13 protein-coding genes and 1 tRNA gene are annotated in these 14,559 nt (G+C 70.9%); 6 read left to right on the top strand and 8 right to left on the bottom strand.

Annotated elements, in window-relative coordinates:
• Positions 1 to 15 precede the first annotated feature (15 nt).
• The 4 genes from ACIF80_RS34510 to ACIF80_RS34495 are packed head-to-tail and all read right to left on the bottom strand — an operon-like array spanning position 16 to position 3,932.
• Positions 16 to 918, bottom strand: coding sequence for a sugar phosphate isomerase/epimerase family protein (locus tag ACIF80_RS34510; RefSeq protein ID WP_399812160.1), 903 nt, complete (start codon positions 916 to 918; stop codon positions 16 to 18).
• A gap of 1 nt (position 919) precedes the next feature.
• On the bottom strand, positions 920 to 1,831 hold the full coding sequence (locus ACIF80_RS34505; RefSeq protein ID WP_399812158.1) for an ATP-binding cassette domain-containing protein: 912 nt from the start codon (positions 1,829 to 1,831) through the stop codon (positions 920 to 922).
• A gap of 5 nt (positions 1,832 to 1,836) precedes the next feature.
• Positions 1,837 to 2,913: an ABC transporter permease gene (locus ACIF80_RS34500; RefSeq protein ID WP_399812155.1), complete on the bottom strand. Its 1,077-nt coding sequence runs from the start codon at positions 2,911 to 2,913 to the stop codon at positions 1,837 to 1,839.
• A complete protein-coding gene (locus tag ACIF80_RS34495; RefSeq protein ID WP_399812152.1) occupies positions 2,913 to 3,932 on the bottom strand; it encodes a sugar ABC transporter substrate-binding protein in 1,020 nt (339 codons plus the stop codon). Before ACIF80_RS34495 ends, ACIF80_RS34500 begins: the two co-directional genes overlap by 1 nt.
• A gap of 317 nt (positions 3,933 to 4,249) precedes the next feature.
• Between ACIF80_RS34495 and iolC the strand changes: the two genes are divergently transcribed.
• The 6 genes from iolC (at position 4,250) to ACIF80_RS34465 (ending at position 11,395) form a co-directional block, all read left to right on the top strand.
• The gene (gene iolC, locus ACIF80_RS34490; protein WP_399812149.1) at positions 4,250 to 5,248 is read left to right on the top strand and encodes a 5-dehydro-2-deoxygluconokinase; all 999 of its coding nucleotides are present in this window, start codon (positions 4,250 to 4,252) and stop codon (positions 5,246 to 5,248) included.
• 13 nt (positions 5,249 to 5,261) lie between these two features.
• The gene (locus ACIF80_RS34485; RefSeq protein WP_399812147.1) at positions 5,262 to 6,137 is read left to right on the top strand and encodes a deoxyribose-phosphate aldolase; all 876 of its coding nucleotides are present in this window, start codon (positions 5,262 to 5,264) and stop codon (positions 6,135 to 6,137) included.
• A gap of 14 nt (positions 6,138 to 6,151) precedes the next feature.
• Positions 6,152 to 7,069 carry a 5-deoxy-glucuronate isomerase gene (iolB, locus tag ACIF80_RS34480; protein WP_399812145.1) on the top strand — a complete coding sequence of 306 codons (918 nt, stop codon included), beginning with the start codon at positions 6,152 to 6,154 and terminating at the stop codon, positions 7,067 to 7,069.
• A complete protein-coding gene (gene iolD / locus ACIF80_RS34475) occupies positions 7,066 to 8,937 on the top strand; it encodes a 3D-(3,5/4)-trihydroxycyclohexane-1,2-dione acylhydrolase (decyclizing) (protein ID WP_399812143.1) in 1,872 nt (623 codons plus the stop codon). Before iolB ends, iolD begins: the two co-directional genes overlap by 4 nt.
• A gap of 118 nt (positions 8,938 to 9,055) precedes the next feature.
• Positions 9,056 to 10,549: a CoA-acylating methylmalonate-semialdehyde dehydrogenase gene (locus ACIF80_RS34470; RefSeq protein WP_399812140.1), complete on the top strand. Its 1,494-nt coding sequence runs from the start codon at positions 9,056 to 9,058 to the stop codon at positions 10,547 to 10,549.
• Between the two features lie 60 nt (positions 10,550 to 10,609).
• Positions 10,610 to 11,395, top strand: a complete 786-nt coding sequence (locus ACIF80_RS34465) for a GntR family transcriptional regulator (protein WP_399812137.1) — start codon at positions 10,610 to 10,612, stop codon at positions 11,393 to 11,395.
• Between the two features lie 21 nt (positions 11,396 to 11,416).
• On the opposite strand, the gene ACIF80_RS34460 is transcribed toward ACIF80_RS34465, so the two are convergent.
• The 4 genes from ACIF80_RS34460 to ACIF80_RS34445 form a co-directional block, all read right to left on the bottom strand.
• Complete coding sequence (locus ACIF80_RS34460; protein WP_399812135.1) at positions 11,417 to 12,400, bottom strand: aldo/keto reductase; 984 nt, start codon at positions 12,398 to 12,400, stop codon at positions 11,417 to 11,419.
• A 146-nt stretch (positions 12,401 to 12,546) separates the two neighbouring features.
• Positions 12,547 to 13,698, bottom strand: coding sequence for a hypothetical protein (locus ACIF80_RS34455; protein ID WP_399812133.1), 1,152 nt, complete (start codon positions 13,696 to 13,698; stop codon positions 12,547 to 12,549).
• Between the two features lie 301 nt (positions 13,699 to 13,999).
• A complete protein-coding gene (locus ACIF80_RS34450) occupies positions 14,000 to 14,077 on the bottom strand; it encodes a 50S ribosomal protein bL37 (RefSeq protein ID WP_399812216.1) in 78 nt (25 codons plus the stop codon).
• Positions 14,078 to 14,392: 315 nt separating this feature from the next.
• Positions 14,393 to 14,466 (bottom strand) — tRNA-Pro (locus ACIF80_RS34445).
• Positions 14,467 to 14,559 lie beyond the last annotated feature (93 nt).

Raw genomic sequence — 14,559 nt, 5'->3', positions numbered from 1 at the left:
GGTCGGGCGCCGGGATCAGGCGCCGCAGGAGCGGAGGAACGTGCGGGTGCGGACCGCGATCGGCAGCGGCTTGTCCGGCTCGCAGGGGTACATGTCCTGCTCGACGATCGCGAACAGGTCCACGTCCAGCTTCTGGGCGGCGGTCAGGACCGCCCCCAGCTCCGGTACTCCGGCGGGCGGTTCGCACATCACGCCGCGCTGGACGGCGGGGCCGAACGGGATCCCGCCCGCGACCACGTCGGCGAGGATGTCCGGGTCGACCTGCTTGAGGTGCAGGTAGCCGATGCGTTCGCCGTAGGTCTCGATCAGCTTGACGCTGTCGCCGCCGCAGTAGGCGTAGTGCCCGGTGTCGAGGCAGAGGTTGACCAGGGAGGAGTCGGTGGAGTCGAGGAAGCGCTCGACGTGCTCCTCGGTGTCGATGTGGGTGTCGGCGTGCGGGTGCACGACGATGTCGAGACCGTAGGTGTCCCGTACCTCCCGGCCGAGGCGTTCCATGCCCTTGGCGAGGTGGCCCCACTGCTCGGTGGTGAGCTCCCGGGGCTCCAGGATCTCGGCGGTCTTGTCGTCGCGCCAGAAGGACGGGATGACGACGAGGTGCTTGGCGTCCATGGCCCGGGTGAGCGAGGCGACCCGGCTGACCTGCTCCCAGGTGGACTCCCACTCGGAGGGGCCGCGGTGCAGTCCGCAGAAGATGGTGCCGGCGGAGACCTTGAGGTCCCGCTTCTTCACCTCGTCGGCCAGGCGGGCCGGGTCGGTGGGGAGGTAGCCGTAGGGGCCGAGTTCGATCCAGGAGTAGCCGGCCTCGGCGACCTCGTCGAGGAAGCGCTGCCAGGGCACCTGCTGCGGGTCGTCGGGGAACCAGACGCCCCAGGAGTCGGGGGCGGAGCCCACCCTGATGCGGTCGAGCGCGACTGCCATGTCAGGACTTTCCTTCCGGGGATGCCACTGCGGGGGCCTGGAGGTCCGACTCCTCGGGGAGCTCCTCGACGTCGACACCGCGTACCTGTGCCAGCTCGTGCTTGAGGGCCGCGAGTTCGGTGCCGCCGGCCATGTGGTTGGTGAGTTCCTCGAGGGAGACCTCGCTGCGGGCGGCGGAGAGCTCCAGGGTGCCCAGGCGCAGGACACTGAAGTGGTCGCCCACCATGTAGGCGTGGTGCGGGTTGTGGGTGATGAAGATGACGCCGAGACCGCGGTCGCGGGCCATCGCGATGTACTTCAGGACCACGCCGGACTGCTTGACGCCGAGTGCGGCGGTGGGCTCGTCCAGGATGAGGACGCGGGCGCCGAAGTAGACGGCGCGGGCGATGGCCACGCACTGGCGCTGGCCGCCGGAGAGGGTGCCGATGGGCTGCTCGAGATCGTCGAGGACGATGCCCATGTTGCGCAGTTCCTCGTCCGCGGTCCTCTTCATCCGCTCGATGTCGAGACGGCGGACCGGCCAGGGGCCCTTGGTCATCTCGGAGCCGAGGAAGAAGTTGCGCCACACCGGCATCAGCGGGACGACGGCGAGGTCCTGGTAGACGGTGGCGATGCCCTTGTCGAGGGCCTCGCGCGGGGTGGAGAACCGTACCGGGGTGCCGTCGACGAGGAATTCGCCCTCGGTGTGCTGGTGCAGCCCGGAGATGATCTTGATGAGGGTGGACTTGCCGGCGCCGTTGTCGCCGAGCACGCAGGTCACGCGGCCGGGGTGGACGCTCAGGTCGACCCCGTGCAGGGCGCGGATGTTGCCGTAGGACTTGCCGGCCCCGCGGAGTTCGACCAGGGGGTGTTCCCCGTCCGGGGCGGTGTCCTGCAGGACGGCACCGTGGGTGCCGGTCGTGTCGTCGGTCATTGCGGTCACCTCCGGGTCGCCGTGCGCTGGACCCACAGATTGATGAGGACGGCGCCGAGGAGCATCACGCCGAGGAATGCCTTGAACCAGTCCGGGTTCCAGCCGGCGTAGACGATGCCCTGCTGCACCATGCCGAACATGAAGGCGCCGAAGACCGGGCCGATCGCGGAGCCGTAGCCGCCGGTCATCAGGCAGCCGCCGATCACCGCGGCGGCGATGTAGATGAGCTCCTGGCCTACGCCCTCGCCGGACTGCACGGTGTTGAAGGAGAACAGCTGGTGCATGCCGACGAACCAGGCGCCGAAGCCGACCAGCATGTACAGGGAGATCTTGGTGAAGTTCACCGGCACGCCGACGGCCCGGGCGCTCTCCTTGTTGCCGCCCACCGCGAAGATCCAGTTGCCGTACTTGGTACGGAGCAGCACCCAGGCGGCGAGGACGGCGAAGACGAGCCACCACACGATGGTGATCTTCACCTGGACGCCGCCCACCTCGAAGCTGGACGCGAAGAGGGCCTTGGCCTGCTCGAAGCCGTCCATGTCGCTGATGTCGTCGGTCGCGACGTTCCCGGTGACCGTCTTGGTCACGGCCAGGTTGATGCCCTGGAGGATCAGGAAGGTGCCGAGGGTGACCAGGAAGCTGGGCAGGCCCGTCTTCATCAGGAACCAGCCGTTGAACATGCCGACGGCGAGGGACACCGCGAGGGCGACGATGACGCCGACCCATACGTTCATGGACAGCTGGTAGGCGAGCATGCTCGCGGTGAGGGCCGAGGTGACCACGGCGACACCGGCCGAGAGGTCCACCTCGCCGCCGATCATCAGCAGCGCCACGGGCAGGGCCATGATGCCGATGGTCGAGGACTGGTACAGGATGTTCGCCATCGAGCTGCTGTCCCGCATCGGCGGGGCCGCGATCAGGAAGAACACCAGAACGACCACGACGCCGAGGAAGACGCCGACCTCGGGACGGGCCAGCAGCCTCCGGGCCGGCGTGCGCAGCGTGGTGCGGCCGTCGTTCGCCTTCGGGCCGGGGGCCGGCGGTGGGTTCACCGCCGGCTCAGCCTGTCGGGTCATGCTCATCACCGAGTGCCCTTCGCGGCGTACTCGGAGACCGCGTCGACGTTGGACTTGTCGACGAACGCGGGGCCGGTCAGCACCGGCTGCTCACCTCCGCCGCTGTAGTTGCCGTTGTTCTTGTAGAGCCACAGGCCGTCGATGGCGAGGTAGCCCTGGAGGTAGGGCTGCTGGTCCACGGCGAACTCGATGTCGCCGGCCTGGATCGCCTTGGTCAGGTCCTTGTTGAGGTCGAAGGTGGCGACCTTCGCCTTGCTGCCCGCGTCGCCCACCGACTGCACCGCGGTCGGCGCGAACGGAGCGCCGAGGGTGGCGACGTAGTCGATGGCGGAGTCCTGCTTGAGCTTGGCGGTGATCGTCGACTTCACCGACGGCATGTCGGTGCCGTTGACGTTGAGGATCTGGGTGTTGCCCTCGAAGGTCTTCTTCAGGCCGTCGCAGCGCTGGGTCAGGCCGACGTTGCCCTGCTCGTGGATGACACAGACGGTGTTCTTGGCACCGACCTCGTTGAGCTTCTTGCCGAAGGCCTCGCCGGCCACGGACTCGTCCTGGCCGAAGAACTCCAGCAGGCCGAGGTCCTTCCAGTCGCTCAGTCCGGAGTTGAGGCCGACGACGGGTATGCCCGCCTTCTCCGCCTTGCCGAGGACGCCCTTGAGGGCGTCCGGCTTGGCGAGGGTGACGGCGATGCCGTCGACCTTCTGGTCGATCGCGTTCTGCACCAGGTTGGCCTGGTTGCCGGCGTTCGGGTCGGCGGAGTAGATGAGCTTGACGTTGTCCTTGGCCGCGGCGGCCTCGGCACCCTTGCGGACGATGTCCCAGAACGTGTCGCCGGGCGCCTGGTGGGTCACGAGGGCGACCGTCATCTGCGGCGTGTTCGCCTTGCCGGCCGACGCGCCGTCGCCGCCTTCCTCGGCCTTCTTGCCACCGGAACCACTGGAGCAGCCGGCGAGGGTCAGCGCGGCCGCCGCAGCCACTGCCACGAAGGGCGCGATTCTGCGGGGGCGGTTGTGAGAAGAGCGGTCCATCTTTGCCTGCACCTCACTGTGCTACGCGGAAAAAGGGCGGGTCCGAGGATCCTCCCCGGAGCCTCGGACGTCCGAGTCTGTGTCATCGTGCGAAACGCCTGGCGTGTTGGGACGGGATCAAATCCCCTGGCGCGCACTCTGTCAATACTTTGTTAAGACATCAGTTCACTAGCTAGTCCGAATGTAAGTACAAACTATTGACAGCGCCGCCCTCCGAGACCTACACCTGAGAGGCGGCAGGTCCCTGGATTCCACGCCCCCACCGTGGCAGGGCACCTCGGGACCCGCATCCCCAGCAGTTCGAGGAGCTTCGCTCGATGACCGACTCAGACGCACCACAGTATTTCGACCTGATCACCATGGGCCGCATCGGGGTCGACCTTTACCCACTGGAGACCGGCGTTCCGCTGACAAAGGTCGAAACATTCGGAAAGTTCCTCGGTGGTTCGGCCGCGAACGTCGCGGTCGCCGCCGCCCGGCTCGGCCGCTCGACGGCCGTGATCACCCGTACGGGAGACGACCCCTTCGGCACCTATCTGCACGAGGCCCTGAAGGACTTCGGCGTCGACGACCGGTGGGTCACCCCGGTCGCCGCGTACCCGACACCGGTCACCTTCTGCGAGATCTTCCCGCCGGACGACTTCCCGCTGTACTTCTACCGCCGGCCCAAGGCTCCCGACCTGGAGATCCACACCGCCGAGCTGGATCTCGCCGCCGTTCGCGAGGCCGGGATCTTCTGGATCACCGGCACCGGTCTGAGCGAGGAGCCGAGCCGCTCGGCGACGCTCGACGCGCTCCAGGCCCGTGCCAAGGCGGGCACCACCGTGTTCGACCTGGACTGGCGCCCGATGTTCTGGCGCGATCCCGACGAGGCCCGCCCCTATTACCGCCAGGCCCTGCGGCACGCCACGGTCGCGGTCGGCAACCTCGACGAGTGCGAGGTCGCCACCGGAGTGCGCGAGCCCGAGGCCTGTGCCGAGGCACTGCTGGCGGCCGGCGTGGAACTCGCCGTCGTCAAGCAGGGCCCCCGGGGCGTGCTCGCCGTGCACCGCGACGGCACCCGCGCCGAAGTGCCGCCGGTCCCGGTCGACGTGGTCAACGGCCTCGGTGCGGGCGACGCCTTCGGCGGGTCGCTCTGCCACGGTCTGCTCTCGGGCTGGGACCTGGAGCGGACCATGCGCCATGCCAACGCCGCCGGCGCTCTCGTCGCCTCGCGCCTGGCCTGTTCGTCCGCCATGCCCACTGCGGCCGAAGTGGCGGACCTCCTCGCGGGGACCGTGCCGCCGGGCGGCGCGACCCTGCCGAGCCAGTCCTGAACGGAGTCCTTCCTTGAATCTCAGCATCTGTGACCTCACCACGGTCCGGGCCCGGAACCCGCAGGCCGTCGCCGAGGCGGCGGCCCGCCGGGCCCGCCGCCCGCTGATCGGCGACAGCGGACGGCTGATGATCGTGGCCGCCGACCACCCCGCGCGGGGTGCGCTCGGCATCGGCGACCGGCCCCTGGCCATGGCCGACCGTGCCGATCTGCTGGAACGGCTGTGCGTCGCGCTGTCCCGGCCCGGCGTCGACGGGGTGCTGGCCACCGCCGACATCCTGGAGGACCTGCTGCTGCTCGGCGCGCTCGAGAACAAGGTCGTCATGGGGTCGATGAACCGCGGCGGTCTGGCCGGCTCGGCCTTCGAGATGGACGACCGCTTCACGGGGCACCGTCCCGAGGACATCGAGCGGTTCGGCTTCGACGCGGGCAAGCTGCTGGTCCGCGTCGACTACGACGACCCGGGCTCCCTGAACACCCTGGAGTCCACCGCCCGCGCCGTCGACGCCATGGCCGCACGCCGGCTCCCGGTGTTCGTGGAGCCGTTCATCTCGCGCCGGGTCGACGGCAGGGTCCGCAACGACCTGTCCGCCGAGGCCGTCACCCGCTCCATCGCCATAGCCTCCGGCCTCGGCGGCACCTCCGCCTACACCTGGCTGAAGCTCCCCGTCACCGAGAACGCCGACGACATGGCGGAGGTCCTGCGCGCCTCCACGCTGCCCGTCGTCCTGCTCGGCGGGGAGGTCGGCGACCAGGAGGCGGCGTACGAGCGGTGGGGCAAGGCGCTGAAGCTGCCCTCCGTGCAGGGCATGGTCGTCGGCCGCTCACTGCTCTACCCGGCCGGGGGCAGTGTGGAGGAAGCGGTGGACACGGCCGTGAGCCTGCTGTGACCGGAAAGGCTGCCATGACACATCACCTTCCCGCGGGCCGCGCCTCGGCCGGCCCGTACCTCGTCGACGTCACTCCGGAGTCGGCCGGCTGGAGTCATTCCGGCCTGCGTGTGCTGGAGCTGCCACCGGGCGGCTCGCACACCTTCGACACCGGCGGGAGCGAGTGGATCGTGCTGCCGCTCAGCGGCGGCTGCACGGTCGCCTCCGCCGACGACTTCGGCCACGACACGTTCGATCTCGCCGGCCGCACGAGCGTGTTCGACGGCGTCAGCGACTTCGCCTACGTACCGCGCGACGCCCGCGCGACCGTCACGTCGGCGGGCGGCGGACGGTTCGCGCTCACCGGCGCCCGCTGCACCCGGCGGCTGCCCGCCCGCTACGGCCCCGCCTCGGACGTCCCCGTGGAGCTGCGCGGCACCGGCAACTGCTCCCGCCAGGTCAACAACTTCGGGGCCGCAGCCCCCGCCGGAGGCGGTGACGGACAGGGTTTCGAGTGCGACAAGCTGATCGCGGTCGAGGTGATCACCCCGGGCGGCAACTGGTCGTCGTTCCCTCCGCACAAGCACGACGAGCACCGGCCGGGCGAGGAGTCCGTGCTGGAGGAGATCTACTACTTCGAGTTCGCGGACCACGACGGCATCCCCGGCCTCGGCTACCAGCGGGTCTCCCCGTCCGGTCCGGGCCGGGACACGGACGTACTGGCCGAGGTGCGCGACGGTGACGTGGTGCTCATCCCGGACGGCTGGCACGGGCCGTCCATGGCGGTGCCAGGCCACCACATGTACTACCTCAACGTCATGGCGGGTCCCGAGGACGAACGCGCCTGGCTGATCTGTGACCATCCCGAGCACGCCTGGATCCGCTCCACCTGGCCCGACCAGCCCCTCGACCCCCGCCTGCCCCTCTACACCGCCCCCGAGAGGTCCGTATGAGCGCCGCCACCCGCCGACTGACGACCGCCCAGGCACTCGTGCGGTTCCTGGCCGCCCAGTACACCGAGCGGGACGGCGTCCGGCACCGGCTGATCGCGGGCACCTGGGGCATCTTCGGCCACGGAAACGTGGCGGGCGTCGGGCAGGCGCTCGTCGAGTACGCGGATGTCATGCCGTACCACCAGGGCCGCAACGAGCAGTCCATGGTGCACGCGGCCGTCGCCCACGCCCGTCAGCTCAACCGGCTGTCGGCGCAGGCCGTGACGACGTCGATCGGCCCCGGCGCGACCAACCTGGTCACCGGTGCGGCACTCGCCACCGTCAACCGGCTGCCGGTGCTGCTGCTCCCCGGCGACTACTTCGCCTCGCACGCGGCGGACCCGCTGCTCCAGCAGCTGGAGCACCCGGTCGAGGCGGACGTGTCCGTCAACGACACGCTGCGTCCCGTCTCCCGTTACTTCGACCGGATCACCCGCCCCGAGGCGCTGATCGCGTCCGCGCTGAACGCCGTACGGGTGCTCGCCGACCCGGCCGGGACCGGCGCCGTCACCCTCGCCCTGCCGCAGGACGTGCAGGCCGAGGCGTACGACTGGCCGGAGGAGTTCTTCGCCGACCGCGTCTGGCGGGTACGGCGTCCGGCTCCGGACCCGGTCGAGCTGGAGGCGGCGGTCCGGGCCGTACGAGCCGCCCGTCGTCCGCTGATCGTCGCGGGCGGCGGTGTCCACCACAGTGAGGCCGAGGGGGCGCTCCGGGCCCTCGTGGACGCCACCGGCATCCCGGTCGCCTCCACCCAGGCCGGCAAGGGCTCCCTGCGCCACGACCACCCGGCCGACCTGGGCGGCATCGGCCACACCGGCACGGCGGTGAGCGACGAACTGGCCCGCACCGCCGACCTGGTGATCGGGGTCGGCACCCGCTACTCCGATTTCACCACCGCCTCCGGCACCCTCTTCGCCGACCCGGACGTGCGCTTCCTCAACCTCAACATCACCGGCTTCGACGCCCACAAGCTGGGAGCGCGCACCCTGGTGTGCGACGCGCGGAGCGGTCTGGAGGCACTGGCCGGGGCGCTGGCCGGGCACCGCGTGGACCCGGCGTACGAGGCCGGGTACGCAGCCGGGAAGGAGCGCTGGGAGCGGGTCGTCGAGGCCGCCTACCGCGCCGACGACGAGAACGCCGTACCCACCCAGACCCAGGTGCTCGGCGCGCTGGACGCGGTGGTGGGCGAGACCGACGTGGTGATCAACGCGGCCGGCTCGCTCCCCGGCGACCTGCACAAGCTGTGGCGCGCGCGCAGCCCGCGCCAGTACCACCTCGAGTACGGCTACTCCTGCATGGGCTACGAGATCCCGGCCGCGATCGGCGTCCAGCAGGCCGCGCCCGGCACGCCCGTGTGGGCGCTGGTCGGCGACGGCACGTATCTGATGATGCCGACCGAGATCGTCACGGCCGTCCAGGAGCGGCTGCCCGTGAAGATGGTGCTGATCCAGAACCACGGTTACGCCTCCATCGGCGGCCTGTCCGAGGAGACCGGCGGCGAGCGTTTCGGCACCGCCTACCGGTACCGGGCCGAGGACGGCACCTTCACCGGTGCCCCGCTGCCCGTGGACCTCGCGGCGAACGCGGCCAGCCTGGGCATGGACGTGCTGCGCGTCAAGACCGTGCGCGAGCTGCGCCATGCCCTGGCCGAGGCCCGCACCGCCGAGCGTCCGACGTGCGTGTACGTCGAGACGGACCCGGCGCCCACCTCTCCCCCGGCCGAGGCCTGGTGGGACGTGCCGGTGGCCGAGGTCGCCTCCCGCGAGGCCGCCGTCCTGGCGCGCGAACGGTACGAGGCCCGGGTCGCCGGCCGTCGCCGGCACCTCTGAACCGTTCCGGCCGGTCCCACCGCACCGCTTCCGGCCGGCCCCCGGACTCCTCGCGAGTCCCTTCGGAACCCCTTCTCCACTCTCCGCACTCTCCGCGCACGAAAGGTCGTCCGCTCTCATGAAGACCATCAGCCACTGGATCGGCGGCAAGCCCGTCGAAGGCGCCTCCGGCCGTTTCGGCCCTGTCTGGAACCCGGCCACCGGCGCCCAGGAGAAGCAGGTCGCGTTCGCGGACACCACCGAGGTGGACGCCGCCGTCGCCGCCGCGAAGGACGCCTTCGAGAGCTGGGGCACCTCGTCGCTGGCCAAGCGCACGGCGATCCTGTTCAAGTACCGCGAGCTGCTGGACGCCCACCGCGACGAGATCGCGGAGCTGATCACCGCCGAGCACGGCAAGGTGCACTCCGACGCCCTCGGCGAGGTCGCGCGGGGCATGGAGATCGTGGAACTGGCCTGCGGGATCAGCGTGCAGCTGAAGGGCGAGCTGTCCACGCAGGTCTCCAACCGCGTCGACGTCGCCTCGATCCGCCAGCCGCTGGGCGTGGTCGCCGGCATCACGCCGTTCAACTTCCCGGCCATGGTGCCGATGTGGATGTTCCCGCTGGCCATCGCGTGCGGCAACACGTTCGTGCTGAAGCCCTCCGAGAAGGACCCCTCGGCCTCCGTCCGTCTCGCGGAACTGGCCACCGAGGCGGGCCTGCCGGACGGTGTGCTGAACGTCGTGCACGGCGACCGGACGGCCGTGGACCGCATCCTGGAGCACCCCGACATCGAGGCCGTCTCCTTCGTCGGCTCCACTCCGATCGCCCGGCACATCCAGCTGAAGGCGACCGAGCACGGCAAGCGCGTCCAGGCGCTGGGCGGCGCCAAGAACCACATGCTGGTCCTGCCCGACGCCGACCTGGACCTGGCCGCCGACCAGGCGATCAACGCGGCGTACGGTTCGGCCGGCGAGCGCTGCATGGCCGTGTCGGTCGTGGTCGCGGTCGGCGACATCGGCGACGACCTGGTCGGCCGGATCACCGAGCGGGCGAAGAAGCTCCGCATCGGTCCGGGCAACGATCCCACCTCGGAGATGGGCCCGCTGATCACCCGCGAGCACCGCGACAAGGTGGCCTCGTACGTGGCGGGCGCGGCGGCGCAGGGCGCCGAGGTCGTGCTCGACGGCACGGGCCTGGCGGTCGACGGCCACGAGGACGGCTTCTTCGTCGGCGTCTCGCTGCTCGACCGGGTGCCGGTGACCGCGGACGCCTACCGGGACGAGATCTTCGGCCCGGTGCTGTGCGTGGTCCGCGCGGAGACCTACGACGAGGCCATCGCGCTGATCAACGACTCCCGCTGGGGCAACGGCACCGCGATCTTCACCCGGGACGGCGGCGCCGCCCGCCGCTTCCAGCTCGAGGTGAAGGCGGGCATGGTCGGCGTCAACGTGCCGATCCCGGTCCCGGTCGGCTACCACTCCTTCGGCGGCTGGAAGGACTCCCTCTTCGGCGGCCACCACATCTACGGCAACGACGGCGTCGCCTTCTACACCCAGGGCAAGGTCATCACCACGCGCTGGCCGGACCCGTCCGACGGAGGCATCAACCTCGGCTTCCCGAGCAACTCCTGACCCTCGGCCGCCCGAGCGGCTCCTGCCCTCGACAGCGCCACCCAACAGGAAGGTACGCCCATGGCGAAGACCGGTGACCGGGCCCGTTCCGTGACCGAACCCGCGCTCAGCTCACTGGACTTCGCCCTGGACCGGGGCAGTCCGGTGCCGCTGTACTACCAGCTCGCCCAGCAGCTGGAGGCGGCGATCACGCACGGCGACCTCGCCCCGGGCAACCTCCTGGGCAACGAGGTCGACCTCTCGGTACGCCTCGGTCTGTCCCGCCCCACGGTCCGCCAGGCCATCCAGTCCCTTGTCGACAAGGGACTGCTGGTCCGGCGGCGTGGGGTGGGCACCCAGGTGGTGCACAGCCAGGTCAGGCGCCCCCTGGAGCTCAGCAGCCTCTACGACGACCTGGAGGCGGCCGGCCAGGGCCCGAGTACGCAGGTCGTCCGCCACGAGACGGTCCCGGCACCCCCCGGCGTGGCGGCGGCCCTGGGCCTGTCCGAGGGCGAAGAAACGGTCCTCCTCGAACGCCTGCGCCGCACCCACGGCCAGCCCGTCGCCCTCCTCTGCAACTACCTCCCGTCGGGCCTGCTGGAACTGGACGACGCCCGGCTGGAGTCGACCGGCCTGTACCGCATGATGCGCGCGGCGGGCATCACTCTGCACAGTGCCCGGCAGACCGTCGGCGCCCGCTCGGCCACCGCCGGGGAGGCGTCCCGCCTGGACGAGAAGGAGGGCGCCGCCCTGCTCACCATGCACCGCACCGCCTACGACGACACGGGCCGCGCGGTGGAGTACGCGACCCACGTCTACCGTGCCTCGCGCTACTCGTTCGACTTCCAGCTGCTGGTCAGGTCCTGAGCGTCGCCCGGGTGCGCCGTCTCAGTGCGCCGCGTCCAGCCGGGCCCGCTGCTCCGGCGACAGTTCCAGGTCCACCGCTGCCAGGTTCTCCTCCAGTTGCGCCACCGAGGACACCCCGGCCAGCGGCAGGATCGGCAGTTCGTGGCCGAGCTGCCAGGCCAGCACCACCTGGCCGGCGCTCGCCCCGGTCTCCCGGGCGACCTCGTGCAGCGCCTTCAGCCGGGCGGGGGTCCCCGGGTGGTCGTAGTCCCGGGGCAGCCGCTCCGGCCGGGCGTACGCGCCCTTCAGCAGCGGCGAGTAGGCGACCAGGGCCGGCCCGGGCTCGGCCCGCAGGTAGGTGAGCAGCTCGGCGCCGGCGTGTCCGAGGCTGCCGTCGGGGAAGAGGTCCTCGGGCAGGTCGGTGCGGGGGCGCAGGTAGCTGTGCTGGTACTGGAGCACCTCGTAGCCGGGCAGTCCCGCCGCGGCGGCGAGGGCACGGGCCCGCTCCACCCGCCACACCGCGTGATTGCTCGCGCCGAGCAGTCCGACCGTGCCCTCGGCGACGAGGCCGGCGAAGCCCTCCACGGTCTCCTGGAGCGGGACGGCGCGGTCCTCTATGTGGGCGTACAGCAGGTCGAGCCGGTCCATGCCGAGCCGCTCCCGGCTGCGCTCGGCCGACTCCCGGATCACCTTCGCCGACAGGCCCTCCGGGTTGTCGAGGTAGCTCGTGCCGGGGGCGAGCGGGCGGGCGCCCAGCTTGGTCGCGACGACGATCTCGTCGCCGACGCCCCGGCTGCGCCGCCAGCGCCCGAGCAGCGCCTCGCTCTGCCCGCCCTGACCGCCGTCGGCCCAGAAGGCGTAGTTGTCGGACGTGTCGATGAAGTTCCCGCCCGCCTCGACGTACCGGTCGAGTACGGCGAAGGAGGTCTTCTCGTCCGTCACGGAGCCGAACAGCATCGCGCCGAGCGCGAGCACGCTCACCTCCCGTCGGGTCCGCGGATCGCTGCCGATGGTGCGGTACTTCATGGGGTTTCCCTCCCGTGAGCACCCCGTCGTCGGGGCACGGAACGGGAGTCTTCAGCTTGAAGCGCACTACAGGTCAAGGCCGTACGCGGCGAATCGGCGAAGAGGCTCCCCACGGGCGGGGAGCCGGGCGCCGACGGGAGCGCGGCCTACTTGTTCGTGCCCCGGAAGCGGCCGAAGGCCTTCGTCAAGCCGCTCAGTGGCGAGCCCTCCTCGCCGGCCGGCCCCGGCACGGGCGGCCGGGGCGCGCCGGCGCCGCGGGCCGCCTCGGCGAGTGCGGCCTGCGCGGCCTCGGCCGCCTCCCGGTACAGGTCACGGGACTCCGTCATGACGTCGAGCGCGTGGGCGTACCTGGCGACCATGTCCTGGGCGTGGGCCAGTTCCTCTTCCGGGCTGAGCAGGTGCCAGCCCCGGCGCAGCCGCGTCAGGGCCTGCTCGGCCTCGGCCGGCAGGGGCTGCGGCAGTGCGGCGAACTCGATGATCCTGCCGAGGAATTCGACCGGTTCCGAGCCGTCCAGGAAGATGCTGCGCACCGTGAAGTGCTCCGGGTCGTAGTCCGGTCCCGGCGGCACCGTGGGCAGGACGACGGCGCCGCCGCGCGGCATCCTCAACTTCAGCTCCCGCTGCAGCGCGAAGTCGGCGATCCGGGCCTGCTCGGGTGTGCCCCGGTGCTCGACCACCCGGTGCCGCAGGCTCGGCGGCAGGAACTCCGCGACCGGCCGCTGCCCCCGCGCGTCCGGCGTCATCGCCTCGTGCACCACGACGTGGACGAACCAGCTGTTCCGGGCGCAGTCCCGCAGCCGGCGGCGCACCTCGTCGTCGTCCTTCGGCAGGTGGTTCACCGTCCGCAGGCGTACGCCCGGCACCGTGTCGTGGTCCCACTCGACCTGGCTGCTGTCGGGCCAGAACATGGTGGCGGGTGAGGGCCAGCGGGCGTCCCACGCACGCTCCGCCTCGGCGGCGAGGAGCCAGGTGACGCCTTCGGCCCCGTCCCCGCGGGCCTGGGGATCGTACGTGGTCAGCTGCGCGCGCACCGTGACGTCCTCGGCCACACGCCAGCGGGCCTCGAAGAGGCGGCGGGCCGACGGGCCGGGGTCGGCGGAGGCGTCCCGGGGGTACAGGACGGTGGACCGGGCCGCCTCGACGGGGTCGAGCTCCAGGAAGTCGTCGAGGCCGCCGGCCGCCTTGAGGGCGATGAGGTTGCGCCGGACGTCGAGTTCGGGCTCGGGACCCGTATGGCGTCCGCGCGCCAGCCATACGGTGTCGGGGACGGTGGACGTGGGAGTGCTGTTTTTGACCATGGAGTCGTTCTGTGAGTGGTCGGGGGCCTGATCAGTATGGTCCGTGACCGGGGCACCGTCCATGACCTGCGGCACCTCACGGGCACCGGCACGGTCACGACCCGGCGGGGTGTTCCCGGCCGCCCGGAAGCGGCACGACCGGCGCGGGCACCCTGTGGCCCCCGGCCTGCCCCTCAGGGCCGGCGCCCTGTCCGTAGCACTCCTGACCCGCGGGCGACCCGGTCGTACCGTGCCTGCGAACGCGTTCGGGTGGGTGGCACCTGCCACCCACCCGATGCGTCGGCACGCCCACAGGACTTCCTCAGGACTGCGGACGGCTGCCGTGGTTCGCGGCGTTCTTGCGGCGGGACTTCTTCTTACGACGTCGCTTCGAGGACATCGAACCTCCTCTTTCCGAGCTTTTGGGTCATCATCCACCGGATGGTCACGTCTGGTGATCACAGAGCCCCTTTCCAGTCGACGCGACGGCAAACACACCCGATGCAGATGCACACGGACGACCTACGTCATGGTGGTGACTCGAGACAGCCCGTGTCGTCACCCAGCGGCATTCACGGCAGGTCGGCGAGGACTGCCGCGTCGCCTTCACCGGAGACCTTTACGAACCCGCGCCGGCCCCGCCCGGGCTCCACAAATGATCAAGGGCCGGTTTCGGATACCTCCGAAACCGGCCCTGACCCACGACTCTCACGAGTCGGGACGACAGGATTTGAACCTGCGACCCCTTGACCCCCAGTCAAGTGCGCTACCAAGCTGCGCCACGTCCCGATGCGCTCACGTGCGGTGAACCGCGTGATCACGCGGTCAGTACTTTACCCCACCGCCCCGCCCGGGCCGAAAGCGGTCCGGGCGCGGGACAAT

Origin of the sequence: Streptomyces sp. NPDC085927 (genome assembly GCF_044540975.1) — a bacterium.
Taxonomy (GTDB): Bacteria; Actinomycetota; Actinomycetes; order Streptomycetales; family Streptomycetaceae; genus Streptomyces; species Streptomyces hirsutus.
This window is presented reverse-complemented; position numbering and strand designations above follow the sequence as displayed.